The 26996-nt window shown below is 35.3% G+C and carries 23 protein-coding genes and 1 pseudogene; 12 read left to right on the top strand and 12 right to left on the bottom strand.

Translation table 11 applies throughout. The features are described from left to right. Positions 1–319: 319 nt before the first annotated feature. From FEZ13_RS06455 to FEZ13_RS06465, 3 genes are all read right to left on the bottom strand, one after another. The gene (locus FEZ13_RS06455; RefSeq protein WP_146551916.1) at positions 320–1042 is read right to left on the bottom strand and encodes a GDSL-type esterase/lipase family protein; all 723 of its coding nucleotides are present in this window, start codon (positions 1040–1042) and stop codon (positions 320–322) included. Between the two features lie 977 nt (positions 1043–2019). Further along, positions 2020–2394: a VOC family protein gene (locus tag FEZ13_RS06460; protein WP_146551917.1), complete on the bottom strand. Its 375-nt coding sequence runs from the start codon at positions 2392–2394 to the stop codon at positions 2020–2022. A gap of 614 nt (positions 2395–3008) precedes the next feature. Beyond that, entirely contained in the window at positions 3009–4097 is a 1089-nt protein-coding gene (locus FEZ13_RS06465) for a transglutaminase domain-containing protein (protein WP_146551918.1), read from the bottom strand. Positions 4098–5232: 1135 nt separating this feature from the next. Between FEZ13_RS06465 and abc-f the strand changes: the two genes are divergently transcribed. Continuing rightward, positions 5233–6867 carry a ribosomal protection-like ABC-F family protein gene (gene abc-f / locus FEZ13_RS06470; protein WP_146551919.1) on the top strand — a complete coding sequence of 545 codons (1635 nt, stop codon included), beginning with the start codon at positions 5233–5235 and terminating at the stop codon, positions 6865–6867. Between the two features lie 283 nt (positions 6868–7150). Here abc-f and trhA read toward each other — a convergent pair whose 3' ends face one another. The 3 genes from trhA to FEZ13_RS19450 all read right to left on the bottom strand — a co-directional run bounded on the left by trhA (position 7151) and on the right by FEZ13_RS19450 (position 9219). Continuing rightward, positions 7151–7810, bottom strand: coding sequence for a PAQR family membrane homeostasis protein TrhA (trhA, locus tag FEZ13_RS06475; RefSeq protein WP_243881289.1), 660 nt, complete (start codon positions 7808–7810; stop codon positions 7151–7153). Between the two features lie 265 nt (positions 7811–8075). Continuing rightward, positions 8076–8801, bottom strand: a complete 726-nt coding sequence (locus FEZ13_RS06480; protein ID WP_146549107.1) for a ZIP family metal transporter — start codon at positions 8799–8801, stop codon at positions 8076–8078. Positions 8802–9042: 241 nt separating this feature from the next. Then, a complete protein-coding gene (locus FEZ13_RS19450; RefSeq protein ID WP_222434400.1) occupies positions 9043–9219 on the bottom strand; it encodes a hypothetical protein in 177 nt (58 codons plus the stop codon). A gap of 361 nt (positions 9220–9580) precedes the next feature. Between FEZ13_RS19450 and FEZ13_RS06485 the strand changes: the two are divergent. From FEZ13_RS06485 to FEZ13_RS19455, 11 genes and pseudogenes are all read left to right on the top strand, one after another. Beyond that, a pseudogene (locus FEZ13_RS06485) lies at positions 9581–10008 on the top strand (biotin transporter BioY). A 23-nt stretch (positions 10009–10031) separates the two neighbouring features. Then, a complete protein-coding gene (locus FEZ13_RS06490) occupies positions 10032–11531 on the top strand; it encodes an AMP-binding protein (protein ID WP_146551920.1) in 1500 nt (499 codons plus the stop codon). Further along, positions 11510–12661, top strand: coding sequence for a thiolase family protein (locus tag FEZ13_RS06495; protein WP_146551921.1), 1152 nt, complete (start codon positions 11510–11512; stop codon positions 12659–12661). Before FEZ13_RS06490 ends, FEZ13_RS06495 begins: the two co-directional genes overlap by 22 nt. Further along, positions 12658–13050 carry an FAS1-like dehydratase domain-containing protein gene (locus tag FEZ13_RS06500; RefSeq protein WP_146551922.1) on the top strand — a complete coding sequence of 131 codons (393 nt, stop codon included), beginning with the start codon at positions 12658–12660 and terminating at the stop codon, positions 13048–13050. The genes FEZ13_RS06495 and FEZ13_RS06500 overlap by 4 nt, the downstream gene beginning before the upstream one ends. Then, positions 13028–13372: a MaoC family dehydratase gene (locus FEZ13_RS06505; protein ID WP_146551923.1), complete on the top strand. Its 345-nt coding sequence runs from the start codon at positions 13028–13030 to the stop codon at positions 13370–13372. The genes FEZ13_RS06500 and FEZ13_RS06505 overlap by 23 nt, the downstream gene beginning before the upstream one ends. Beyond that, positions 13369–14190, top strand: a complete 822-nt coding sequence (locus FEZ13_RS06510; RefSeq protein ID WP_146551924.1) for an SDR family oxidoreductase — start codon at positions 13369–13371, stop codon at positions 14188–14190. The genes FEZ13_RS06505 and FEZ13_RS06510 overlap by 4 nt, the downstream gene beginning before the upstream one ends. Beyond that, the gene (locus FEZ13_RS06515; RefSeq protein ID WP_146551925.1) at positions 14191–14991 is read left to right on the top strand and encodes an energy-coupling factor transporter ATPase; all 801 of its coding nucleotides are present in this window, start codon (positions 14191–14193) and stop codon (positions 14989–14991) included. It begins immediately after the preceding gene. Then, positions 14976–15830, top strand: coding sequence for an ATP-binding cassette domain-containing protein (locus tag FEZ13_RS06520; RefSeq protein ID WP_146551926.1), 855 nt, complete (start codon positions 14976–14978; stop codon positions 15828–15830). The genes FEZ13_RS06515 and FEZ13_RS06520 overlap by 16 nt, the downstream gene beginning before the upstream one ends. Further along, on the top strand, positions 15823–16629 hold the full coding sequence (locus tag FEZ13_RS06525; protein ID WP_146551927.1) for an energy-coupling factor transporter transmembrane component T family protein: 807 nt from the start codon (positions 15823–15825) through the stop codon (positions 16627–16629). The genes FEZ13_RS06520 and FEZ13_RS06525 overlap by 8 nt, the downstream gene beginning before the upstream one ends. Beyond that, positions 16630–16956 carry a CHY zinc finger protein gene (locus FEZ13_RS06530; RefSeq protein ID WP_146551928.1) on the top strand — a complete coding sequence of 109 codons (327 nt, stop codon included), beginning with the start codon at positions 16630–16632 and terminating at the stop codon, positions 16954–16956. A 135-nt stretch (positions 16957–17091) separates the two neighbouring features. Next, positions 17092–17235 (top strand): hypothetical protein, encoded by a 144-nt coding sequence (locus FEZ13_RS19455; protein ID WP_186725806.1) that lies wholly within the window; start codon positions 17092–17094, stop codon positions 17233–17235. A 794-nt stretch (positions 17236–18029) separates the two neighbouring features. Here FEZ13_RS19455 and FEZ13_RS06535 read toward each other — a convergent pair. From FEZ13_RS06535 to FEZ13_RS06560, 6 genes are all read right to left on the bottom strand, one after another. After that, a complete protein-coding gene (locus tag FEZ13_RS06535; RefSeq protein WP_146551929.1) occupies positions 18030–18578 on the bottom strand; it encodes a DUF5626 family protein in 549 nt (182 codons plus the stop codon). Between the two features lie 299 nt (positions 18579–18877). After that, positions 18878–19291, bottom strand: coding sequence for a hypothetical protein (locus tag FEZ13_RS06540; protein WP_146551930.1), 414 nt, complete (start codon positions 19289–19291; stop codon positions 18878–18880). Positions 19292–19345: 54 nt separating this feature from the next. Further along, positions 19346–19915, bottom strand: a complete 570-nt coding sequence (locus tag FEZ13_RS06545; protein ID WP_146551931.1) for a hypothetical protein — start codon at positions 19913–19915, stop codon at positions 19346–19348. 41 nt (positions 19916–19956) lie between these two features. Next, the gene (locus tag FEZ13_RS06550) at positions 19957–20505 is read right to left on the bottom strand and encodes a hypothetical protein (protein ID WP_146551932.1); all 549 of its coding nucleotides are present in this window, start codon (positions 20503–20505) and stop codon (positions 19957–19959) included. A 150-nt stretch (positions 20506–20655) separates the two neighbouring features. Further along, positions 20656–21033 (bottom strand): hypothetical protein, encoded by a 378-nt coding sequence (locus FEZ13_RS06555; RefSeq protein ID WP_146551933.1) that lies wholly within the window; start codon positions 21031–21033, stop codon positions 20656–20658. 27 nt (positions 21034–21060) lie between these two features. Further along, positions 21061–26991, bottom strand: coding sequence for a DNRLRE domain-containing protein (locus FEZ13_RS06560; RefSeq protein ID WP_146551934.1), 5931 nt, complete (start codon positions 26989–26991; stop codon positions 21061–21063). Positions 26992–26996: the final 5 nt, after the last annotated feature.

Here is a 26996-nt window from a genome sequence, read left to right on the forward strand (position 1 = left end):
CTACGGGAAAAGCTTGAACTGAAAGCCCCGCAGGAACAATTGAAGGGACAAAGCCTAAGTTCGCCACGTCCTGTGGCAACGGCTTCGGGGTCAACATCGTGTCGACCCGAGGAGATTGAAGCCAAGCCCGTGGAAAGCGCCGTCTGGAGTGGAACAAAAACTTCTGAATATTAATGTTCATGTTGATTTAAAATGTTCATGTTTTTTATCTGAATTTTATTGTTTAGTTTTATATTTTTAGAAGTTCGCAAAAATTGAGTTAAAAAATGGGTGCTAAATGTGTAGAAAACACGATTAGGCCTTCCCATTTATGTGTAGATTATTGATCCATATATGGTCTCAATGCATTTACCCAAATCGCATAGCCTTTTCCATTTAAATGCAGCCCATCACTCGTATATTGGCTATCTAATTGACCATCCTTTAAAAATTGATCATGAATATTGACCATTGGGATTTTATGTTTGCTTGCTAGCTTTTGAAGGCCGTCATTTAAAAGAACCACTTGTGAATTATGTACACGATGACCGTATAATTTGTTATTCACAGGTAATACAGACGTCATAATGATTTTTGTATTGGGGCTTTTTTCTTCAATATCGGAAAGAACTTTATCATAATTATTTAACGTTTGTTCTCTTCTAAAGCCTTTTGCAATATCATTTATGCCAATCATTAAAACGATTCGCTTTGGTTGTCCATCTGTAATAGTGTCCAACCTTTTCAAAAGACCAAACGTAGTATCTCCACCAATCCCACGATTTAAAATAGGCTTAATGGGAAATTCTTCTGCCCATTCATTGTATAATATCATACTATCACCCAGCATGACTGTGGATTCTTTTGTGATCGCTAACCGTTCAAATAATGTTTGTCGCTGCTCATAATGTGCTGGACGTAATACAACTGATTGAGAATCCATCACTTTATGATCCATTTTTGTTTCCACATCAGCAAAGCTATTCGTTTGAACAAGTACAGTTATCAAAGCAGTCAACAATACAATATTAACGATAAATGATACTTTTAATCTTTTTGTCATAAAAATCACCTTCTAGCAATAATCCTGTTATTTTGTTACCTTTATGACTCTATTCTATATTTTTTGGTTCCCATAAGCGAATAAAAGCTTTTTCCAACGTTTAATTTTGGATACTCTAAACATTTCTTTTATAATTTTATGGCGTGATTATTCAATGAAGCAAATTCAATATCCCGCGGCAAAGTGAGCAATCTATAGGGGAAATCCGTTGATTATCTTAATGGGCAAAATTAAATAATCAATAGACATAATATTCCATTACAATTGTTACATTTATTTTGCTACTTCAAAACAGCTAATCATTGGGAGCTTCGATTATTGAATACTTTTTCGATAGTTTGTGCTGCTTTATCGTTAAAATACATTTCCTGCTCAATCAGATGATTATTCTCTAAACATACACTTATAAACAAGTCCATTCTTTTTCATTCAATCCCTCTTTTATAAATACATAGAGAAAAAAATAGGAAAAAGGACAATATAAAAATATAATCTGCCATTTACGTTATCGTGTTTTGATCGAATGATTGATATGATATTGAGTTACAATGCAAAAAAACTTCTTGAAAATACAATACCCAATCCTTATGGCATATCGGATTGGGTATTGATCATTCATTGTGCAAAACCGTATTAACATGGTAATTGTACAAGTTATTTCTGATTTGACTATACGCACGATATCTGAAGTTAGGGGACTATGAAAGCGAACGTATGTAAATAAAATAAATAGTAGCACAAAGTAAACCATTTGTTACATCACTGTTTTGCACGTATAAACATATCATTTTCAAAACTATACAATTATATTGGATTCTTCATGACTCTATTATAATGCAAATATAAAAAATATATGGACGTTTTTGAAATTAATTTTGAAAATTATTTTACAACAATTGAAATTTTATTTTTTCAAACGCATCATTTCACATAAATATTGGATACAATCGACAGCCATCATAGAAACTGAATGATTGTTAGGCTGAAACCCATTCTAATACCTCTATTCGATTGCCAAAAGGATCAAAAAGATAAATCCTATTTGCACCTGGAAGCTTGTCATCTTCTATAAATGGAATGTTGTTTTTGGCAAGATGCCCTTTCAATCCCTCGAGATTATTGATCTCAAAAGCGGGATGTGCTTTTTTAGCAGGTAAAAAAGGTTCTTCAATCCCTATATGAATTTGAATATTTCCTGTGGCAAACCAAACTCCACCATTTTTCTTCAATGTATCTGGTTTTTTCAATCTCTTCAAACCCCAATATATCCTTAAAAAAAAGGCAATAGATATCTTCACTGTTTTTGGGGCTGCTAGCTGGATATGATCAATCCTTTGAAATTGAAACGACATTTAGTCCACTCCTATCACGTTTAATACTTCCTCTTACATCATTTTACATCCAGTATGTATCATAAGTAAATTTTAACTTTTTTATATTTTTTCATAAATAAAACTTATGGTTCTTAACTATCGGCACTTGGATATTCCTTTGAAAACTTCCTTATCAATATACCTGATTTTATTTAAAAAATTTTTCAAAAACAAAGACCACTCTTCCTTGAAGAGCAGCCTTCGTTATATAGTATAAAGAATCAATAGTACTGTAGACACTATGATATCTAATTATTTTTCCCATTACTATAGATTGGATGATGATACAGGATCATTATTAATTATTGTTTTTCAAGCTTCTTTCGTTACACTAATTGTAAATGAAAGGTTTGAAAATCATTCGTTTATTTCGTAGCCTATTTGAACAAAATCTACTTATTTCAATTTGTATAGTTCTATCATATTCACTCAGTCTAAAAATAGACGCTTCCTATTTTAAAAATTTTTGAAATAATTGTGTGCTTTTATAAGCAATCACTCCCACTTGTCCTCTGTTTTTCACTTGAATCTTTAAAATAGATGCCTTGTGGTCAGCCAATGTGAGATAAAATCTGTGAGGCAATTCGAGCTATTCATTTTTTCAAAGATGATGCAAAATCATGAAAAGCTACTTGTGTAAAACCTGTATAATCTGATCCGTCTATTTTGGCTTGTGCAGTATCTCCATCAAAGTCTTTTAGTGTTAGCCATTGACCATGTATATCAATATATTTTAGTGGTATATAGTTTTGAAATAACACTGTTTTTTTATTTTTTTTCATATTCCATTTATAGAAATTAGAATCATTTTGTAAAGTATAGTAAAAATTATTTTTACCGATATTGAAAGCTTGTGCGTTCATAAGGAATTCATATTTTTGGCTTGTAGCTGGCGTTTCAGAACGATATTTCCATACATGATCTTTTGCTAATTGTTGATCGCTGATTAAAAAATAATTTAAACGATAGCGATCACCGCGGTCAGGCATAGGATCATTCCAAGTGATATCTAGGTTGTACCATTTGCCATTTACTTTTACTTTATTCCACGCATGATTTGACCCTTTTACTTGACCAGTAATATATTTCGTCTCAACACCTGCTTCGGTAAGTATCCGATATGCTGCTAGTGCATAGCCTTGGCAGACAGCCTTATGATCGAACAGTACCGCATATGCAGAATGACCTCCGTCAGTTGCATCTGAACTGTACTTCGTATGAGATGCTATATATTTATTGACAAAATAAACTTTTTCAAAGTCAGTCATTTCTTTTAAATGGTTATGCTTCACAATATATGCTATTTTACGATTAATCTTCTGTTCTTGTTGTGGTGTTGTTAAATAAAAAGCCTCTACTTTTATTTGGATAAAGCCCATTTTAGACGAAATATAATAAGAGTAACCCGTCAAATTACCAAATCCATAATTGGCGGTTGTGCTTAGCTCATCGATGATATTCTTGAACATTTCATCGACTTCTTTTGATTGATAAATAGGGATTTTTGTTGAAATGGTAAAATCAGGGTTAACTTGATCTAAATTTTTTAAAACTTCCTGCTTTATTTGCGCTTTAGTTGTAACTGCTGGAATATCGTCATCTGCATAAACATCATAGTGTAAATAACCTGCTGTACCAAGACATAGTAAGAATCCTAGTAACAAAGCAAGAAATCTTTTCATTAATTTCTTCTCCTTTCCAACATTTTATCTATCATAAATGAAGTGAATTTTTAAGATATCTGTATGAATCAATTTCATAATGCAAAATCCAGATGAAAAACACGAACATTTCTAATCAACATGAACATTAATATTCAGAATTTTTTGTTCCACTCCAGACGGCGCTTTCCACGGGCTTGGCTTCAATCTCCTCGGGTCGACACGATGTTGACCCCGAAGCCGTTGCCACAGGACGTGGCGAACTTAGGCTTTGTCCCTTCAATTGTTCCTGCGGGGCTTTCAGCTCAAGCTTTTCCCGTAGGACTTTGAATAAACTTCCTGAACTAACACCGCACGAAGAAAATGCATGCATTTTCGAGGAGTCGCCGTCTTCCGCTCCACAATTATCAAAATTAGTTATTATTAAATGTTCGTATTTTTTAAGAAGAAAATGATTTATGAAATTGATTCGTATACATAACTATAAATCTAAAATAAGAAAAGTAGACAAGTAATTTATGGTACATTATCCAATGTCAATAGAACGTCATGGATATTGAACATAGTATTCTAACACTTTCCAATTTGACAAAAAAATTTAGATGAGGTTTTACTTTTGATAATTGGGAAAAAATGATACAATAAGGGCAAACACAACTGAAGGGACGATGGGTGGACAATGATTCAATAATCTTATTTTTAACGATTGAAATTTCATGTTTCGATTTCAAAAATAGGATTAGTCTGCTCATTTTCTCTATATACAGTTAAAGCTATTGATAATAGCTTGTTTGAATAGGCAAAAAAGCGACTAATCCTTCCAAAAACTTTGGGAGGATTTTTTCTCTTGATTCAGCAATTTTTTTGCGAAGAAAGCGTACAACAGAAGCAGATGTTTGGTGCGACGAAAACGTAGTGGCAGGAGCCAAATCTTTTTTTGTACTGAAAGCATAGCGGCAGGTACCGCCTCTATAGGTAGCAAGATGAATGCGATCCCCTATTCAACAAGTGTACAACGTCCGCTGAATCAAGATGAAGTCTCTAGTCGATGTCACGAATTTTAAAGAAAAACTTTTCAAGCAAGCTTATCGGAAAAATCCGGATATCGTTACGCTAGAGTCTAATGGATCCTCCCTAAAAAAGAGGGATGTATAATATGCAAGAACTACTGAAACTTCAACATATAAGCTTCGAATTTCAAGATCAATCGTTGCTGGAAGATTTAAATACCACGATTCAAAAAGGAGAGATTATTGGACTTATCGGCAAAAATGGTGCTGGAAAATCCACACTCCTGCAACTTATACAAGGAAATTTAAAACCGACAAAAGGCCAGCTCATACAAATTCCGAAGAATATGACCACTTTTTATGTAAAGCAGGAAGCTGAAACATACGAATCTGAGAATATCGATCAATTAGAGGCAACGCTCCTATCAAAATGGCATGTCCCCACTGCTCATTTTTCTTCTTTAAGCGGTGGTGAAAAATTAAAAGCGAGATTAGCTGAAGGCTTTTCAAAGGATGTCAATCTTTTATTACTTGATGAACCGACAAATCATTTAGATCAAGAGAGTACAGAATTATTGATCAAGCAAATACAAAATTATCAAGGGACAATTGTCGTTGTTTCACACGATAGACGTTTTCTTGATGTCGTTGCAACAAAGATATGGTCGATTGAAGAAAAAAGATTATTTGAACATAAAGGAAATTATACGAGTTACATGCATCATCGAGAGCAAAGAAGGCGTTCTCAACAACAAGAATACGAAAAGCAACAAAAAATGATCAAACGAATTGAATCCCAAATCAATGAAATTTCCAACTGGTCTCAAAAAGCACACGCACAATCAACAAAACAGGAGGGAGTGAAAGAATATTATCGTGTCAAAGCAAAAAAGATGGATATACAAGTAAAATCCAAACAAAAACGTTTAAAAAAGGAGCTTGAGAAAACAAAAGTGGAAAAAGTGGCTCCTGAGTATTCCGTTCAATTTTCAATTCACTCAAACCAAAAACGAGGAAAACGATTTTTAGAGGTCAAAAATTTAACAAAGTCGTTTGAAAATCGAACCTTGTTTCAAAATGCTCATTTTACGATCCAGCATGGTGAAAAGGTCGCTATAATCGGACCAAATGGTAGTGGAAAAACAACATTCTTGAAGGTTCTAATGGGGCTTGAGAAAGCAGACGGTGACATTTGGATTTCTCCAAGTGCTAATATCGGCTATTTAACACAGGAGGTATTTGATTTACCACTCGATCAAACTCCGGAGCAGTTATTTTATAAAGAAACTTTTCAACAACGTGGAAAAGTTCAAAACTTGATGAAGCACCTTGGTTTTACCGCAGAACAATGGAAAGAACCCATCTCCAATATGAGTATGGGTGAACGTGTTAAATGTAAATTAATAGCCTATATCTTAGAGGAAAAAGACGTCCTTCTTTTAGATGAACCAACCAATCACCTAGATTTACCATCACGGGAACAATTAGAAGAAACATTAGCCAGTTATAATGGTACATTGCTTGTTGTATCACATGATCTCTATTTTTTAAATAAGATTACGACCAATAAGTTAGTCTTTATGGATCAAACGATTCAAAAACAATTTGACGCGCCATCAACTGAAAACAATAGTGACAACTCTGAGCTCCGACTAAAACTGGAAAATGAACGGCAAGAGGTTCTAGGCAAACTAAGTTTTTTATCTCCAAAAGATAAAGAATATGCTAAATTAGATCAAAAATTTAATGAGCTGACCAAGCAAATCAATGCATTGAAATAGTCTCTCTTACTTCTTTCTCCACTGCCAACTTTTAAGCATGTGATACGAACAAAACAAAGAGTGGTGTCCAAAAAGTATTAAGTATTTCGTTTTGCATTCAATTCCATGATCCTTTTTTGTCATTTCTAAACTGTTGATTTCCGTTACAGGTGTTCAGCCGCAGAGTCGTGCCAGCCGTAGCGGAAATCAGCAAATACACTATATTTTGTAGTGAAAATTAAATCCTCAACAGTTCAATCATTTTATTAAGATAGACACTTATCAAACAGCCATTTTTATCAAATTACAAATAATAAAACACACATAAGTACATCGCTGCACTTCCAGCTAGCACAAATAAATGCCAAATAACATGATTATAAGGAATTTTACGATTTTGATAAAAATAAGTGCCCACTGTATATAAAATCCCGCCTATTAATAATACAAGAGCCCCATTTGGTGTAATATGTTCAACCAATGGACGGTACGCAATGACGATAAGCCACCCCATCACAATATACAGCATTAGCGATAAAGCGTTAAAGCGATAAATGAAAAAGTGTTTAAAAATAATCCCTACAATCGTGAGTCCCCATTCGATACCGAAAATGACCCACCCAAGTTTTCCTCCTACTCCAATTAGAGCAATTGGTGTGCAAGTACCTGCGATTAATATATAAATGGAGGCATGATCTAACTTAGAAAAAATAAGTTTGTACTTTAGAAACCTATGAAATAAGGTGGAAGCTAAATATAGTATCATCATGGATACACCAAAAACAACGAAACTTACCATATGTAACGTTGAACCATGCTCATTTGCTTTGATAATCAGTAGAACTAGGGCGGGAATAGAAAGCAAAAAGCCTAAGCCATGTGTAACGACATTCCAAAATTCTTCCTTCTTATATTTATTTTCAATTTGCATAACCGTTTCACGTACATTTGTTGATTCATTCATGAAACAATCCCTCCTAAAGAAACTCTTCTTATTATTAAGTATGCTTTCTTTAAGGGATTTATAGTATTACCATATGTCATCGATAACTTATTACAAATATCATATGCATCCCTTTCAATGTTACTGGTTATGGAAGAAAATGGGCTGTAATAGTGAGCAATTGGCGTTAAAATACAACTATTATGTCAAATGTATTCACTAATTTTCTCCCAATCAAAACACTTGATATTCCTATGTTTATACCATTATTGATAATTATATCTGATCATTTAGTCAATGATAAATATCCCCATATCACCAAAAGACCTACCACGACGTAAAAAAGAGCTCGTCCAAAAGAAGATTGCCTTACAGCCTCTATGAAAATTTCTTTAATAGTGACAACCACGATAATGCCCAATGCAAAACTAATAATAAGTGCCCATAATATTGGGTATTTCATGCCAATAATACTTCCTACAATCGATCCAAAGGCAACTGGCAAAGAAACAATACTAATGATAAACAAAAATACTTTAAATCGGAGACCTGCTAGAAATAAAGGGATAAACGTTGCGATCCCTTCAGGAATATTATGCAAAATAAGCGCTTGAAGTATCGGCTTACTAATTCCAAGATTCTGACTAGCTCCAAATGCTATACCTAGCGGAAAATTATGAATGGCAATACTAATCGCCAATAAAAAGCCCGTTTGAATAAATCGATCCTTTTGGAAATTTTCCGTTGAAGGGGCTATCTTATGAGAAAATTCGTGAATATTTATAAAACTAAAAACGCCTAACAAAGCTCCAATCGTAAAGACGATCCAGCCACCAAGATAAATACTTTCGGGTGCGATCTCTAAAGAAACCAATCCTAATATCAAACCCGTGCATAAAGCATTGATCGTAGAAGCCTTTTGCTGAATTTCTTTTAAAAACAGCGCAATAATACCACCAAAACCGAATCCTACTACAGTAGCTAAAAAAGCAACAGTCCCAACATAAAACATCTGATCACCTCAATCCCTACATATAAAGATATATGGGAATATAAAGGGATTTATTCAAATGAAAATTAGCTTTACACGCACGATTAAATCGCTCAAAATAATTGCTGATACAAATGAATTAATCATAAAGTGAAACTCCATCCGTGCCCCCACGGATGGTTAGCTGAACCAATCGGACTTTTACGGGCAGTTGTTCCCTATCATCCATCTTTCTCGTTTCTCTATGATTTGAGAGGGAGTCTTACTGCCCGTTAAAGCGGGATAAAGTGAAACTCCATCCGTAGGGGTTTTCTTCATCCCCCACTGAACTAGAGGAACGAAAGTGAAAAGCGCCTCGTCCTGTGGTAACACCTGAGTGACCAACATCATGCCCGCCCCGAACCAATCGGGCTTTTACGGGCAGTTGATCCCCCATCATCTATTTTTCTCGTTCTCTATATCTTGAGATGGGCGTCTTACTGCCCGTTAAAGCGGGATAAAGTTTCATTTCTAAATACCTCTTTCATTCTGCCCTCATTTTTTATGATAATCTCCCTGAAAATATGTTAACCGTTTTCATAATTTTGTTTACATATTGTTTTTTACGCGGTATGATTATGCCAATACATCTATCAACATAGATGTTATTCATTCTAATATTTATCGGAGGTTGAACAATGACAACAAAAGAAATGGTTTATGCAGCACTATTTACTGCATTAATCAGCGTATTAGGAATGGTTCCCCCCATTTCACTAGGTTTTATACCTGTACCTATAACAGCACAAACACTTGGTGTAATGCTTGCAGGGTGCTTTTTAGGAAAAAAATCAGGGACGATTAGCTTAATTCTATTTATCATATTGGTTGCTTTAGGTTTACCGATATTACCAGGTGGACGAGGTGGTCTATCCGTATTAGTTGGACCATCTGCTGGATACATATTAAGTTGGCACTTGTAGCATTCCTTATTGGCTATGCCTCAGAAAAAGTATGGGGGTCTTTAAAAACATGGAAATTATTTATCATTAACTTTGTTTTTGGTGTGGTACTTGTGAGTCTAATTGGTGCACCCATTATGGCGATCATCACACATACTTCTGTTTGGGCAGGCCTTGTCGGTGCAACAGCCTTTTTACCTGGTGATACCCTAAAAGCGATTATTGCTGCTTTTCTTGCGGTGCAATTAAAATCCATTAGCCCAATAGAGCAAAAATCCCAAAGTTAAAATCAATAGAATGGTGTGATTACATGCAAATAATTGAATCCATATTACAGCACGCATTGACTCATCCTAATAAAATTGCCCTATCAGACGGTCAAACACAACAAACCTATTGGCAATTGGCCCAGAAGATGAAGAAAGTCGCCTATGGTTTACAACAAATCGGCTGTCACAATGATAAAATCGCGATCTTATCAAAAAACCGCATGGAATTTGTAGAGGTCTTTCTTGGAACCATATATGCTGGATGTATCCCTGTTCCCCTCGATCCTAAATGGAGCTCAAATGAGGTAAAAGTGATTGTTGATAAATGCCAGCCAAAAGTGATTTTTTCAGAGATAGACTATATCCAAAAAAACATGGATGATTTTCAACATTACAGCGATCATCTATTCGCATTTGCAGATGATGAAAAAGGGTCCTATTCTCACTGGTTAGCAGGGCTTCAAGCATTGGACACATTCAAAACAAATGAGGTACTATTTATTGCTTTCACATCAGGAACTACTGGAATGCCAAAAGGCTATATGAGAACTCCCCTTTCTTGGATTAAAAGTTTTAGGGCGACAATAGATGCCTTTCAATTTAGCAATATGGAGCATATTTCGGCACCTGGTCCTTTTGTACAATCCCTCTCTTTGTTTGCTTTAATGCAAAGTTTATATGACGGAGCAACGTTTCATCTATTTACGCATTTCGATGTCGAAGCTGTCATCGATCGGTGTAAAGAAACACCTGATATGATTTTATTTGTTGTGCCAACAATGATCGAAAAGCTACTGGAGGTCGTCACAGAACCATTGCCCATCCAAGCACTTATTAGCTCAGGGGCCAAATGGAATGATGCATCCAAAAGAAAAGCTAAAAAAATTTTAGGGAATACAAAGTTATTTGAATTCTATGGTGCATCTGAAGCAAGCTATATCAGTTTTTATGATGTAAATGATGATCGGCAATCGGAATCTGTTGGAAAACCTTTTCCAGGTGTCAAGATTTCTATACGTGATCAGAATTTTCAAGAAGTTTCTCAGGGTGAAATTGGTCAATTGTTTATCAAAAGTGACATGATCTTTTCAGGGTATTTCAATATGCCTGAAGAAACGGAAAAGGTATTTTATCGAGGATGGCTTAAAATGGGTGATTACGCCTTTGAAGATGAAGAAGGCTATTTATATATAGCCGGCCGCGCAAAAAATATGATTATTTCTGGCGGTCTCAATATTTATCCAGAGGAAGTTGAACTCATCCTAAAATCTATCCCAGAAATCGTAGAAGTGATGGTGCTTGGCATCCCGGACCCTTATTGGGGTGAAAAAGTAATTGCCCTCATCCAGTGGAAAGGTTCCAAACATTTAACAGTCGAAGAAATAAAGACATATGGTAAACGATACTTACCAAGCTATAAACTACCAAAAGAAATCGTGGCAATCGAACAATTTATCTACACAAGTAGCGGCAAAATTGCCCGTCAGAAAATGAGGGAATCTCTACAGAAGGTGAAATCATGCGAGATGCAGTCATCGTAGCGGCCAAACGAACACCTATTGGAAAAATCGGTGGTCAATTCCGCACATTAGAGCCTGAAAAATTGTTAGCACCACTGATCAAAAAAATTTTACAGGAAACTCAAGTTTCAAACGATTTAATCGATGATGTCATTATCGGCAATGTAGTTGGACCCGGTGGCAATATAGCAAGATTATCTGCTTTAGAGGCTTCACTCCCCTTCTCCGTTCCTGGAATGACCATTGACAGACAATGTGGTTCTGGTTTGGAAGCGATTAATATTGCTATGCGAATGGTACAAAGTGGAGCGGGAGATGTTTATCTAGCAGGCGGTGTTGAGAGTACGAGTCGAGCACCTTGGAAAATGAAAAAACCATTATCACTCAATGGCATGCCCGAACCTTATTCACGTGCACCCTTTACTCCTAGTAGCTATGGAGACCCAGATATGGGGATTGCCGCAGAAAATGTTGCACAAAAATATGCCATTTCAAGAGAGGAACAGGATGAATACGCCCTCCTCAGTCATCAAAAAGCGATTCAGGCAATTCAAACTGGAAGATTTCAAAAAGAGATTGTACCAATTGAAGTGGATGGAAAATGGATTTTCCTTGATGAATGTCCAAGGGCAAATACAAGCCTTGAAAAATTACAACAACTCTCTCCCGTCTTTTTAAAAGAAGGGACAGTAACCGCTGGCAATGCTTGTCCATTAAATGATGGAGCAGCCCTTCTTTTAATCATGTCATGGGATATGTGCCAAAAACTCCATCTTCACCCTATTTTAAAATTGGTCGATGCGCAGGTAGTTGGTGTAGATCCTCATTATTTAGGAATAGGACCAGTCCCAGCCGTCCAAAGATTATTAACACGCCAACATATCATGATCAATGACCTAGATATCATTGAATTTAATGAAGCCTTTGCCTGTCAGGTATTAGCAAGCTTGAAAGAATTGAACATCCCCACTCACAAGGTAAATCGCGGAGGTGGTGCAATTGCTTTAGGTCACCCCTATGGTGCATCTGGAGCGATCTTGATGACCCGCTTATGCAATGAAATGCTCCTAGAACCTTATAAAAGAGGGATAGCTACTCTTGGTATAGGCGGTGGAATGGGCATAGCTACTCTTGTGGAGGCGATGGAATGAGTGAAATACAGCAATTACACGTAACGGAGCAGTGGATTCGAGAATATGCTCGAAGCATCGACTCTCCTTTGCAATTTTTTCAAGGAAAACTGATTGCTCCTTCTACAATGCCCATTATTTTTTGGCCATTTTTTAAGGAAACAGCGAACCAAGATTCCCCTGTGTTACACGGTTCTCAAAAATTCCTTTATGAAGAACCGATGGCAGCCGGAATGCTATTAGATTGTGAACTGGCGCTTCTAAAAATGGAAGAGAAAAAAGGGAAAACTAGAAAGTTAACGTTGTCTACATATGAGCTGACATGCAAATGTGAAGGGAGATTAATTGTTGTTGCCACAACTATTTTAATTCAAGTAGGTGAAACGAATGAAAAAATTCATCACAGCTGAAGAAATCCTTCACTATGCAAAAATCTCAAAGGACAATGCATCTATCCATATAGATAAAAGGGCTGCACAAAATGCTGGATTTGAACGTCCCATCGTTCATGGCATGTACTTAATGGGATTCGCACAATCGATTTATTTAAAAGCACATCCTCATCAATGGATCAGACAATATGAAATGCGCTTTCTACATTCACTATTAGTCGATCAAGAAATCGAATTGGATTTTGACGTTCAAGAAAATTTTGTACAAGTATGCTGTTCCACTTTAGGGCAACAAAGCATTGCTTTAGGAACTTTCTATGTAAAGGAATGGGATTCATGAAAAAGGTTGTATTAATTACTGGTTCTACTAGAGGGATCGGAAAAAGTATTGCAAAACATCTTAGTGACGCTGATTATCACGTTGTTATAAATGGAACAAATTCCATACGAATCGATGAAGTCGTTTCAGAGATTCAAGCTACTGGTGGAAAAGCTGTTGGATATTGTGCAGATATTCGACATGCGGCTGCTGTTTCCTCCCTTATCGCATATACCGTTCAAACATTCGGGCAAATCGATGTCCTGATTCACAACGCAGGAAATTTAGCAGATCAAAAGTGTATAAATATGACAGATGAAAACTGGCAATCAGTGATAGATGTCCATTTGAATGGTGCCTTTTATTGTATTCGTCGTGCTTTACCCTATTTGATAGAACATGGTGGAGATATCATTTTGATGACATCTACTGCTGGATTAATGGGTTCAGTTGGTCAAGTCAACTATAGTGCTGCAAAAGCTGGGCTTCTCGGCATGCTTTGGACACTCGCGGAAGAATTGAAGCGTTACCGGATTCGAGTCAATGCTGTTTCCCCTGCTGCTCTAACAGATATGACAAGACCTGTCATTGAACATTTAACTGAAAAATATAAAAAGCGGCAGGAACCTTTCCCTGACTTTTGGAAGGTTGGTTCACCAGATGATGTCGCTATTTTTATACGACAATTGCTTCATCACTCGGATAAGCATCTAACAGGAGAAATCTTCGGTGTCAATGGCACGAAAATCACAAGATGGCAAAAGCCCACGATCACAATGTCTGCCAATAGTCCAGAAGAGTTTTTCCGTACATATAAAGACCAAAAGGGAAGTGATTAGATGCTTACATTTGATCATGTCTATTTTTACTATAAAAAAGAGAAACCTATTATAGAGGATATCAGCTTTACAATCGAGAAAGGGGAATTTGTCTGTATCGTAGGTCCCAATGGTTGTGGCAAATCAACGATCGCGAAATTAATCGATGGTCTATTAATGCCTAAAAAAGGAACCATCCGAATAGGAAATCATCATACAAAAGATCCTAACGATTTGATGAAAATAAGGCAGCGTGTTGGATTTGTGTTTCAAAACCCCGAAGATCAATTTATCACTACATCTGTTTTAGATGAAGTGATTTTTGGGCTAGAAAATATCTGTGTGCCAAAAGAAGATATGTACAATCGTGCCTTATCCGCATTAAAAGTTGTCAATATGGAGGATTATTTGGATGCCATGCCCCATGAATTATCGGGTGGGCAAAAGCAACGAGTTGCAGTTGCTGCTATCATTGCCATGCAACCAGAAATAATCATTTTTGACGAAGCTACTTCTATGCTGGACCCTGAAGGAAGAAATCAGATACTAGCCATTATGCATCAACTTCATAGCGAAGGGATGACGATTATTCATATCACTCATCATATGGAGGAAGTATTACAAGCAGATCGTATTCTGCTTGTGGCGCAAGGCAAAATACATTTTGATGGAAAACCCGCTCCCTTTTTTCAAACAATCCCTGTTGAGAATTTTCAACTTGAACAGCCGTTTGCTGTACGATTACATCGATTATCTGGACAAGCTGTTGCATTGACAGCAGATTGGAAGGGAGCCATTCGATCACAATGGTCTACAAATTAAAAAACATAAACGTCACATATGGACAAAAACAAGTTCTTCATCATATCAGCTGCTCAATAGAGAGAGGAAAATGGATATCCATTATTGGTCAAACAGGTGCTGGAAAATCTACTTTTGTAAAAGTATTAAAGGGATTGGTTCCCTTTCAAGGGGATTATGAACTAAACGGGCAGCCTGTAAAACAGGATTCAAAAGGCAATATTGGTGTAATCCCTGAAATAGGTTTTGTATTTCAATATCCAGAGCATCAATTATTTGAAACCACTGTAGAAAAAGAGCTTTCTTTCGCACTGAAGCATAAAGACATGACGAAAACAGGCATTTTAGACAGGATATCTACTATTTTACCGATGGTTAACTTATCAGAAGACATTCTTCCTCTTGCTCCTTTTCAATTAAGCGGTGGGCAAAAAAGAAGAGTTGCTATTGCTTCTGTACTAATGACAAAGCCAGAGGTATTGATCGTTGATGAGCCAACAGCGGGATTAGATCCGATCAATCGAACAAATCTGTTACAGCAATTAAAAAATTGGCAGCACAAAACGAAAGGAACGATCCTCTTTGTGTCTCATCAAATGGAGGATGTGGCGCAATATTCTGATGAAGTCATGTTATTTCATAGAGGATATTTAATGGGGCATTTTCCTGTGGAAACACTTTTTTTGGAGAAATCTTCGTTACTCAAACAAGCCGTATTAGCATTACCAGAATCCATACAGCTTTTACAGTTGGTTGAAGAGCTTTCTGGGGGAAACATTCAAGTGACAAGCTGTAAAGAAGCGGACATATTCGCCAAGGTTATACCGATTTTAAAAGCGAGAGGGTTAGATGATGAATAATTCTATTTTAATCGGACAATATTTCGAAGCAAAATCCATATTTCACCGTTTAGATCCTCGCTCTAAAATCATATGTATTTCTGTTATCATGTTAAGTTTTATCACATTAGAGACGATCACCAGCTATATCGCTGCAACGTTATTGATGTTCCTTCTATTGCGACTATCGAATATACCGCTTAAGATCTTTCTGAAAGGCTTAAAGCCCCTTATATTTATATTATCCTTTACCTTTTTGTATCATTTGTTTTTAACGAAAGGGACTACTGTGATATGGTCTTGGAATTTTATCCATATAACGTTAGAGGGGCTTATTCAAGGGATTCGCTTTGTGTGGCGCATTATTTTGCTTGTGCTCATTGCCTCCTTTTTAACGCTGACAACCAAACCATTGTCATTAGCTGCTGGGCTAGAAAAATTACTAGCACCACTCAGTAAGCTGCATCTACCTGTCGAGCAGCTCTCTTTAATGATCGTTATCGCGATTCGATTTATCCCGACTATTTTGCAAGAGTTGGATCGTATTTTGTTAGCACAAAAGGCAAGAGGCCTTGACATCAACGCACTACCTATTCATAAACGTTTATTTGCCTATATACCTATGTTAGTTCCCCTTCTTTTTACGACAGTCCAACGTGCAGAACAGCTAACCTATGCAATCGATGCACGTGCTTATGGGAATGGTAAGGGCAGAACACACTATATCGAATTACGATTTCAAAAAATAGATTATCAGATCATTAGCAGTACATTACTTATTGCACTAGCGTTCGTACTATTAAAACTAGGGGGAATTTAAATGCATATATACGGCTCAGTTATAGATGATGAAACACGTTGTATACATTACCATACAGAAAAAGACATTATAGCGATCAAATTTGCATGCTGCGATCATCGCTATTATCCTTGCTATAAATGCCATGAAGAACATGCTCATCATCCTATCCAAAGATGGTCAAAAGAACAATTTGATACTTTGGCTATTTTATGTGGAGCATGCCACACTGAGCTGACAATCCGCCAATATTTGAATTCTACTCATTGCCCCCATTGTCATGCACTTTTCAATAATCGATGTGAAGCACATTATCCGATTTATTTTGAAATGGAGGATCAAGCATAAGTTGGACCAGCAAGGGTTTTATGTAATGATTATGCCAAAAAGATTCTCGCCATTGAGAAAGAAGCACCAAGTTATGAAGCAATTCAAAAATATATTTCTGGAACTACCAATAAAAGGTGTATCTATGATGGCATAATGGAAGAAGGATTTGGCTTTGCTGGTCAAGTGACAGGGATGATCCATGATATCCCTACTGTTTCAGAATTATTTAAAAGAATGATTGGCGAAGCAGAAGAAATACGACGTAAATGGGGAAATTCATCATCTTTTTTATTTTAGTGACTGGTACTTATTCTTAAATGAAAATCTACCTAACAATTTGTTAATTAAAAAATGTCTTATTTTGGTTTCTTGATGCAAGTGAAAGAATCTCCCAACCTATACAAAAACATTGGAGAAATACAACTTAAATTGAAATCTATTCTCAGAATGCTTTTATTGCTAGGCTCTAACACTTTAAAAATTATTATCCGCTTCCTGTAAGTGAAAAAATAAGCTATTGGATAGTAAGTATTTACTATTATTAAATTTTTTGTACTTCTATCTATGATATAAAAGGTATCCCATTAAAACCCCTATTGGTCCTGAATAAGTCGCTGGTCCTCCAAATAAGGATAAATGAACTTACGAGACCGATAACGTAAATGCCTGGCTTCTAAGTCTTTCTTCTATGTTCTACTATTAAAAAGCATAAACAACTTCGAAGTGAACGAAAGTTACCGAAACAAATGGTCAAACAAATATTTTGTTCGTAGAAAATCAAAAGTCGAAAACGAAACCAACCTCACATTAATGGCTGTGGACATAAGAAAATATGTGGAAGGGGGTGAGAACTTACCAACATATCTCTAAGATAAGCAAAAAAAGTGAAATCGTTTCCAACGACTTCACTTTTTTTCACGCTATAGAGACTTTTCGTCCCAGCCTCTGCTTCTTATAATTGCCAAAAGCAAGCTACTTATTAGATTTCACCTTTTTTATTATTAATCTAATAAGAGCTACTATTGCAATTACCGCAATTATTAAAATGATCGTTCCTACAAAGATAAAGCATCACACACCTTATAACATTATTAAGATTTAGCCGATGTTTTTAAAGTAGTTCCAGAAACAGTTGCTGTTAAACGAATACTTAAGCTGAGGAATGCATTGAATAGTATAGCCGATCCAGTGTACTCTGCTTTTTTAGATGTGAAACCAAATTGTCTATTGTTTTCAGAATATCCAATTAGAGTTACGCTTAAGTTATACGCATTAGTAATTTTTGCGGTACTTCCAGAACGAGAAATTGTAATATAATATGACATATTAATAGCACCGGAATAGTGATAAATATGCCATGTTGATTTTCCGGAAGAAATAGGATAACTTGCCATTGGAAGAATTACATGGTTATTATCTGATGGTAAAACATTTTCGGAAACAGGTTCTGCGCCATATGTAACTTCATTTCCTTCATCATCAACAAAAGTAAATTCTTGTTTTTCATTTTTGGTTAAATCAAAATCTACAGATTCAGGAATATCTGAAAGTACGGTAGAAGTAGAATCATCTATTTCAGCGGCAGAAACCTCATCGCTTGGTATAATAAAAGATACACATAGAGCAAAGATTATAATCAAACTACTAAATTAAAGAAAATTTTAGAACTCAATTTAACATACCTCCCTTCTTTATTTAAATATACCACTAATTTACTAGTAACTCTACATTTATTTTTATTAATTTTACAATTATTCATCATATTTCCAATTAAATATTTAACAATATCAATATTCTTTAATCATTAAGGAATCTTTTAAAATGTGAATTATTATTATTTTGTATCTATTTTGAATAAGATTAGGATATCGCCCTATAAATAGCAGAACTAAAATATCGGAGATCCAAACTACAATTATATTACAGTAATGCTAAGATATTATCGCACAGAACTTTTCCTTTTACGCAACACCCATTCATAAAGAATGCTTCCTATCAAACATTGGAAAAATACAGCTTTATATAAAAATAACAAAAGCCCAGTTGATTCATTATCTGCAAGAGGATCATAAGGAAAACCATTTTGAAAGGGGGTACTGCTCAGTTTGAAATATAAAAACATTCCAACAATGCTTCCAACTAAGACAAATAATAAACTGCTGTGCACAGTATTTCTCTCCCTCTTTTCCATTAAAAAATTCACGATAAATAAAACAAAAGGTGTTACAAGTGCAATAAGATATGCATTGCCTTCATAAATAGCATCATCTGTGATATCCGCTATCCAAAAACAGAAATATTGTACAATTCCGACCACTAAAATATTGATTAAAAATAGTTTTATATATTTCACAGTTATGCCTCCTAATATTTATATTTTTTATTTTCAAATAATTTAGCAATGGGTTTACAAACGCCACTCCCGGAATATTAATTTTAATGATTCGGGGCTAAATTTTGCTTCATTAGAATAAAAAGTGAAGGAGGAATTGGTATCATCTGGTACAAGGATTGTTGTTGATTCTGTTAGTTCTAATTCTATAGGGAAAGCTTTAAAAAAACCTTTATTTCTTTGATTAGTCGAAATTTTTAAATTTGCTTCTGTTGAAAATAAAGTAATATCCTCCATATTTACAGTTAAAATATTTACAATGTGAAACATTTGTAAAAAAGTTTTTACATCTTTAATTAATATTTGTGCAAATTTATAATTACCTACTTTTTGAAGGAAATTAAGATCTATCTTTTTCACTTTACAATACTCAATAATATTATCCTCCATCATATGATAAATCTGCATATAAAAATAAGCCTTATTAATTTCTAGTTTTTTAAAACTTAATTTCAATAATTCTTCCGTTATCAAATTTTCATTTACAATATTTACAAAATAACTATAATCTAATTCACCAGTAAATTTAAAAGGTGTCAATTCTTTAATTTCATGCCTGCCCATCCTCTGTAATTTTATACACACTTAACTTTTATCTCCTTTCTTAAAACTTAAAACTATACCCATTAAGCATCGTAACAATAAGAGCCCAATTCTTGGTCCTCTTGATCACGAATGCTTAACACATCGCCTCGTTGATTGGTGATGTATTGGTACGTTTTGGTTTGGTAGTTTCCGGATGCCTCTTTTTCTTTCACGATCAGTCCAAGTGGTGTGTAGCCATTCCATTCGTAATAACGATATTGAGTAATTTCACCATTTTTCTTGACGACTTCCATATCCAATACTTCGTCATTATAGAAATATTCATGGGTTGTATCGTCCACTGTTTTCGTGAGGCGAAGTCCATTTTCATCATAGGTATAAGAGGCTACTATGTTGCCTTCTAATGTTTGAACGCTTGTTAAGCGTTGTGCTTCATTATAGGTGTACTTAAAGTGTTCATCCTGTAATAGGTTTCCATCTGCATCATATTGGTAGTTCGTATCGTTTTTCTTTTCAATTTGATTCGCATCGTTGAATTGTGCGACTTGTTTTAGTAAATCCCAATTAAGTATTACGGTATTTTGATCGCCTGCTAATTCTAAAAATAGAAGAAGATTCCCAATATACAAAAGATATTGGGAATCCTACGACTTGAATTAAAGCCTATTGTCAGAATTATTTTGGTGATTGGCGCTTATTCTATCGTATAACAAAAGTACGATTAGAAAGTTAATATATTTTATGCTTATTTTTCAATATTGGAATCCATATTGGGACACCTAAGTATTATGAAGAAAATCTTCTATTACTTTTATTGAAAAATTAGGCTTTATTGTAATTTCAATTTTTGAATAGAAACGATCATCTTCCTTATTTGCATAAACTGTAAATTTTGCGCATTTCTCCTTATCTGAATTAATTTCCATTTTATAAACAGTTATAAAGCTTAGATAAACAAAATCTATTTTCTCATTTTTAAATTGTACTTTTATAGAAAACTCGTCCATACTAGGAAATATCTTTATTATATAATGTAAATCCTCAACATAAAATTCATAAATATTCTCTCGATAATAAAAAGGCAGCGCCTCCTCCTTAGTACTTGGCTCAGTATTAAATAGACTCATCCATTCTAATTCATTAGGAATCAAATTCATTTTTTACCACCTCTAACATAAATGTATTTACTTCTTTATAGCACTTAAAGGTCCCATTGCATTTCTTGAGTATTTAAAGTGTAAAATAGTATTTGTTTTTTTATCATACAATACCTCTAAATTATATTTTCTTTTCCTATCTTTATAAACATAGATTCTTGTATAATACATTTTTGCTTTACTACCTCTTGGATCTTTATAAGCTTTTGTCTTTATAGCCTTTTTTAATAATAAAACTGGAACATATCGATCGTATTCATCCATGTGTTTGCTTGCTGTCTTAGTAAACTCTAAGTTTCCTCTTTTATAAATTTTTATTTTCTTTTTCTTTTTAAATTTATTAAAAATAAACTTGCCAAATTTTAATACCCATTGTCCAACTCTTAACGCAAGTTGCCCTCTTTCTCCATTCGGATCAACATTCATCACTGGATTATTATTCGCATACGTATACCCATTTTGCGATAACGGTTCATCATCATCACCTGGATGTGGATCTAACGCTAGAAACGCACCGTTCTCTGGATTATAGTATCGAGCTTGTAAATAATAATTCTTGGTTTCCTCATCGTAATAGTAACCTGCATAGCGGATAGGGTTGTCTCTTGCCACATCGCCTTCTACGGATAAGACATTTCCATAAGCATCGTAACGATAAGAACCTACTTCTTGGTCCTCTTGATCACGAATGCTTAACACATCTCCTCTTTGGTTGGTGATGTATTGATACGTTTTGGTTTGGTAGTTTCCGGATGCCTCTTTTTCTTTCACGATCAGTCCAAGTGGCGTGTAGCCATCCCATTCGTAAGAACGATATTGGGTAACTTCACCGTTTTTCTTGACGACTTCCATATTCAATACTTCGTCATTATAGAAATATTCATGGGTTGTATCGCCGACTGTTTTTGTTAAACGCAAGCCATTTTCGTCGTATGTGTAAGAAGCTACTACTTCGCCTTTCAATGTTTGAACGCTTGTTAAGCGCTGTGCTTCATTATAGGTGTACTTAAAATGTTCATCCTGTAATAGGTTGCCATCTGCATCATATTGGTAGTTCGTATCGTTTTTCTTTTCAATTTGATTCGCATCGTTATAACTGAATGTGAAGTCTTTTCCATTTACATGTGCTGCTGTCCGATTTCCGACGGCATCATATTCATACGTATTGGCATCGCCATTTGCGAACGTTTCTTTTGTTAGTTGGTTATTGCCATCGTATTCATAGGTTGTGGCTGTTCCTTGAATGGTTTCTTTTGAAATATTGCCGTTTTTCGTATAATCATAGGCAATCTCAAATGGTTGTTGTGCCTTTGTGGTGTATGTCAAGGAAGCTAATAAGTTCGCATCATTGAATTGTGCGACCTGTTTTAGTAAATCCTGATTGAGTGTTATGGTATTTTGATTGTCCGCTGTATTTTGATCATATTGATAATCATGGAATACTTCATCATTTACACCGTATTTGACATGATCAACATCATCGCCATTTTCTTTATAATTGGTTTGTTCTTGAACAGTCAAAGCATTGTCGTAGGCGGTTGTACGTTTTGTTAGACGTTCTTGATCATCATACTCATAATTTTGTGTAAATAGCTTTAAGTCGTATTTAGCTAGTAAGTTGGACTCATCTGTATAGCTATAGGTTTTTAAAACTTGGTCATCTTGTGCGACTTGGCTCACATTTCCTAAGTCATCATATTGGTAATGTGTTGAAGCAACCACATCACCGTCCCTGTTTGTCACTTGGACTGTATCTACTTGGTCATCTTCGGTATAACTATAGAGTGTTGCAGTGCCTGACGGTAACAGTGATTGACTCAATTCACCGTTTAAATCGTATTCATACTGGAAGGTCATTTGCGGCATTGTTACTTTTGTTACTTGATCATTGTCATTATAATTATACGTTTTCGTGCGTCCGAGTGCATCTGTCAGTGAAGACATATTATTGTTGTCATCATACGTATAGGCTGTGCTATGACCGTTTCCGTCTTTTACAGAAGTAAGCGTATCTTGATAGAGTGGATCATACGTATATTGTGTTGTATGTCCATCTGCATCAGTTACTTCTTTTTGCTGACCATAAATGGTATAAACCGTTTTGGTATGATTCCCTTTTTTATCAGTGGAGGAAACCGCATAGAGATCATCATCATAAGTCGTCGTATCAAATGTACCATTTGGATAAGTTGTCTTCGTTACACGACCAAACGAATCATACGTATAGGCTGTCGTTTCATCATTTACTGTCGATGATACTAAAGAAGGGCCATCATACAAGTTTGTAGTCGTTTCTCCACTAGCTGCAACTGATTTAACAACCTGATTTTTTTCATTGTACGTATTCGTTACAGTACCTTCGTTGGATTTCGATGTTAGGATATTACCGTTTAAATCGTACGTATTTTCTTCAGTCGTTCCATCTGGGTTTGTTACTTTTAACATATTATATTGGGAATCTAATTCATAGAAAGTTGTACGGTTATCGGTTTCAGAAGGTTCTGTTACTTGTGTAACTGCATGCGTACCACTTGCCTTATCTCTTTTATAAATAGTTTCTGTATCATCTGTTGCAATCGATTTGAATTCGTTTTCCTTCTCATTAAATTGATACGTATTCGTAATAGATAATTCTTCATCTTCTGCTTGTTGGTCAAAAATGGTTAACTCATTTTCCGTGTACGAGAAAACAGTTTGGTTATTTTCACCATCTATATATTTGATAAGCTGCCCGTTATCATTGTAAGTGAAATTTTCAGTAATGGTACGAGTTGTTTTGTCACTGCCCATTTTGGTTTGAACAAGTAAATCACCATTATAAGTGTAGGTTGTCCAATGGTCCGCGAATTGTACTTTACTTATCTTTCCATCGCTATACTCTATTTGAATTTTTTCTTGCTTTTCAATCCCTTTTGCTTCCGATACTGTGGTTAGTTGATCTTCTTCATCACGTGTGAAATCGATTTGATTTTGATATTCATCTTTATATGAAGTGATATAGAATACGTTATCCTTCCCTAATTGAAAGGTTTGGACAAATTGGTTTGGATCAGTAAGTGTATAGGTTGCATCATCTACTTTAGATAGCTTCTCATATAATCCCTTTGGTGAATGATATTGAGTGCCATCTATTACAAATGTATGAACAGTGCCATCTTCGTCTGTATATAAAACATCTCCATTTTCTAAAACTGATAATGTCTCATTGCCAATGAACGTCCATCCTTTACCTAAAGCAGAGGTAGCTGTTGAACGAGAATTATACGTACGTGTGAAGTCATACCCTAAATCACTTCGTGTATAAAGAGACTCATCCGTAAATTGTAGTGCCATATTTCCTGTTGTGACATTCACACTAGAAGAGGCATTTCCAAATGTATCATCTTCATATGTGAAGTAGTCTTCTAGACCTATTAAATCTAAATGCTGGCTCGGTTTTATGCTATTTGATGAAGTTTTTGGACTCAAACCTCGTTTTCCTGAAATCTTATCTTCTTCAGTTTCAGGAGCCGTATCGTCATCATCAAAATACGCTTGCACTGTTGCGGTGTAATTTTTACTATTATCGTATTTTGCATCCGTCGTATAGCTTGTCTTCCCTTTAACTTTAATGGTTTCATCTTTACTGCCATCATTTAAAATAACATCATAATATTTTGCACCGTTAGATTCTTTCCATTCGATATCAAAACTTGTCTTATTTTGGACTAGGTTATCATCATTTGAAGTGATTTTGACATCTTTGGGCGCGTATAAAGGCATATAGCCATAGTTGACATCTGATGAAGGCGAATCACCCGCAGCCGACATGGCAATCACACGAACACTATAACGTTTTGATGTATTCCCATATGTTGTACTTGGATCAATAGGTAGTTCGCTACCCGTTCCGACACTTGATGAATGATCTAATTCTACTTGATGAAGATCCGTTTTCCCTGCTTGTATTTCATCGTCAGTCGGCCAAATTTTCTTTCCTTTTGTGCTAACAGATAACGTATCTTTGCCTACTGTATAGTTTTCATACTTTGCACCATTCCAAATACGGACTTTATAGCCAGTAGCGTTAGCAACTTTTTTCCAACTAATATTTAACCAACCACGTCCTTTATTGACTGGATCTGTCTCAGGATAGCTTCCAGTTGTGATGGTTGGTAATTCTGGTTCACCAGCTGGTACAGGAATAGCTTTTGATACTGTTGAAGAAGTAGGACCATTACCAGTCGGATAAATCGGTATCACACGAAATTTATACTCTTTTGAAGTGACAGTTGAACCAGCTTTTACAGAATAAAACCCTGTTGGATCAAGTGGTAGTTCAACACCAGTTTGGTTTGTACTATAAGTACTTGTAGTTTTATAGGGGGATTTAGGAAATACTTTTTTCCCTTTAGAATTCCAACTAGTTGCCGTTCCTTTATATACACTTTCATAACTCTTGCCGTCAAACATCTGCAAATCATAGCTTGTTGCTCCGTAAACTGACTTCCATTTTACATTTACTGAACCAGTTTTAGAAGCCGCATCATCAGCTGTGGCTGTCATTGTCGGTGTAGCCATTTTTTCGTAGTGATAAGCAATGACAACTTTTGCTTTTTTTGTGCTTTCACCAGCAGTTATCTTTTTCCAGTAGGTTTTGCCATGACCATTTGTATGAAATTTAAACCCATAGTTTGAACGTTCCCCTGAAACCCAAGCTTGCACGTTATTTGTCACGTTAAAATGCGCCCATTCGTCTCGTCCAACAGAGGTATAGGTGATCTTAGTAGAAGAAGGCTTGTTATTCCAAGTTAGTTCATCCGCATACCATTTTCCTTTAGCCTCATCTACCCATAATCCATTTTTTTGTGATGCATAATAGGCATGTGTCACATAAGTCTGTAAATCTGCACTGTCTATTGTGGCACCCTTTAAATCTCCTACAATACTAAATTTAATAAATGGATAGTTTGTTCCTGATGTACTATCATAATAGCCTGTTTGTAAAACGTATTCTCCTTGTGTAGGATCCCATTGCTTGTTAAAGTTTGCTTTTGGATATTTACTAGATACATATGTATCACCTAAGTCATCTATAGTAACAGACGGATCTATATAGACCGGATATACACGTTCCTTAGATTTCAACCAGTTTTCATTTGCTTCTAGTGTTAAAGTGTATGTATTTTCCTTCAATTTCGTTAATTGATATTGAACTTTATCTGAATATACGCCTTCCCCTTTTGTATCGTTGATGTTAGAATCCATCATCATTGGCTTAGGAAGTGTAAAAATTCTTTCCTCTTTTGCATCATTTGTAAAAAATCCAATGGAACCATCAGATAATCGTTTGGCGTTTAAATCTGTTTCTAATGTATACGTAAACTGATGAATACCTGTATACTCATTGACGATCCAATCTTCTTTTACTTCTTCATTGAAAGTAATATGTCTTAAATCAATTTGCGGGTAAATATTCTTATATTGAATTTCATTCTCTTTGGTAGAGGTTTTACTTGCGGTTGATGGGCGTAATTTCTCCTCATCTTTAGTAGCAGAATCTAACTCAAAAACGAGTTTGTGACTTCCTTTACTGTATGTAATACTCTGATCATTTTTAATGGATTGCGGAAACTTTGATGCTAGCTGAGTGGTATCGGTAGCAACATAGCCTGTCCCAGTAGAGGTTAGATTCTCAGAAATATCTTTATACTGATTATTTTGCTCGATATGAACCTTTTCAGCATAGATTTCCTTGTAATAGTTTCCTTTTTCATCTGTGAATGTCTTACTTGTAGGCGTTCGTTTATCTTTTAATTCTTTTAAATTGTCAGTAGAAATCATTTCTTTTTCCGAATCAGTTGGTTCTTGTGATTCTTTTGATTCTGAGTATGCTAAACCGACATATTCAGGAATCATACTGACAATCAAAGTCGTGACTAAAAATAACGATAGCCATTTTTTGAAATATTGTTTCATTTTAC

The organism is Rummeliibacillus sp. SL167 (genome assembly GCF_007896505.1).
Taxonomy (GTDB): domain Bacteria; phylum Bacillota; class Bacilli; order Bacillales_A; family Planococcaceae; genus Rummeliibacillus; species Rummeliibacillus suwonensis.

Excerpts from the sequence above, each read along its gene's own strand:
- FEZ13_RS06495 (WP_146551921.1), top strand. The coding sequence starts at position 11,510 with ATGCGAGATGCAGTCATCGTAGCGGCCAAACGAACACCTATTGGAAAA.
- FEZ13_RS06455 (WP_146551916.1), bottom strand. The coding sequence starts at position 1,042 with ATGACAAAAAGATTAAAAGTATCATTTATCGTTAATATTGTATTGTTG.
- FEZ13_RS06525 (WP_146551927.1), top strand. The coding sequence starts at position 15,823 with ATGAATAATTCTATTTTAATCGGACAATATTTCGAAGCAAAATCCATA.
- FEZ13_RS19455 (WP_186725806.1), top strand. The coding sequence starts at position 17,092 with ATGGAAGAAGGATTTGGCTTTGCTGGTCAAGTGACAGGGATGATCCAT.
- FEZ13_RS06530 (WP_146551928.1), top strand. The coding sequence starts at position 16,630 with ATGCATATATACGGCTCAGTTATAGATGATGAAACACGTTGTATACAT.
- FEZ13_RS06480 (WP_146549107.1), bottom strand. The coding sequence starts at position 8,801 with ATGTTTTATGTTGGGACTGTTGCTTTTTTAGCTACTGTAGTAGGATTC.
- FEZ13_RS06555 (WP_146551933.1), bottom strand. The coding sequence starts at position 21,033 with ATGAATTTGATTCCTAATGAATTAGAATGGATGAGTCTATTTAATACT.
- FEZ13_RS06510 (WP_146551924.1), top strand. The coding sequence starts at position 13,369 with ATGAAAAAGGTTGTATTAATTACTGGTTCTACTAGAGGGATCGGAAAA.
- FEZ13_RS06505 (WP_146551923.1), top strand. The coding sequence starts at position 13,028 with ATGAAAAAATTCATCACAGCTGAAGAAATCCTTCACTATGCAAAAATC.
- FEZ13_RS06465 (WP_146551918.1), bottom strand. The coding sequence starts at position 4,097 with ATGAAAAGATTTCTTGCTTTGTTACTAGGATTCTTACTATGTCTTGGT.
- FEZ13_RS06490 (WP_146551920.1), top strand. The coding sequence starts at position 10,032 with ATGCAAATAATTGAATCCATATTACAGCACGCATTGACTCATCCTAAT.
- FEZ13_RS19450 (WP_222434400.1), bottom strand. The coding sequence starts at position 9,219 with ATGATGGGGGATCAACTGCCCGTAAAAGCCCGATTGGTTCGGGGCGGG.
- trhA (WP_243881289.1), bottom strand. The coding sequence starts at position 7,810 with ATGAATGAATCAACAAATGTACGTGAAACGGTTATGCAAATTGAAAAT.
- FEZ13_RS06500 (WP_146551922.1), top strand. The coding sequence starts at position 12,658 with ATGAGTGAAATACAGCAATTACACGTAACGGAGCAGTGGATTCGAGAA.
- FEZ13_RS06460 (WP_146551917.1), bottom strand. The coding sequence starts at position 2,394 with ATGTCGTTTCAATTTCAAAGGATTGATCATATCCAGCTAGCAGCCCCA.
- FEZ13_RS06560 (WP_146551934.1), bottom strand. The coding sequence starts at position 26,991 with ATGAAACAATATTTCAAAAAATGGCTATCGTTATTTTTAGTCACGACT.
- FEZ13_RS06515 (WP_146551925.1), top strand. The coding sequence starts at position 14,191 with ATGCTTACATTTGATCATGTCTATTTTTACTATAAAAAAGAGAAACCT.
- FEZ13_RS06520 (WP_146551926.1), top strand. The coding sequence starts at position 14,976 with ATGGTCTACAAATTAAAAAACATAAACGTCACATATGGACAAAAACAA.
- abc-f (WP_146551919.1), top strand. The coding sequence starts at position 5,233 with ATGCAAGAACTACTGAAACTTCAACATATAAGCTTCGAATTTCAAGAT.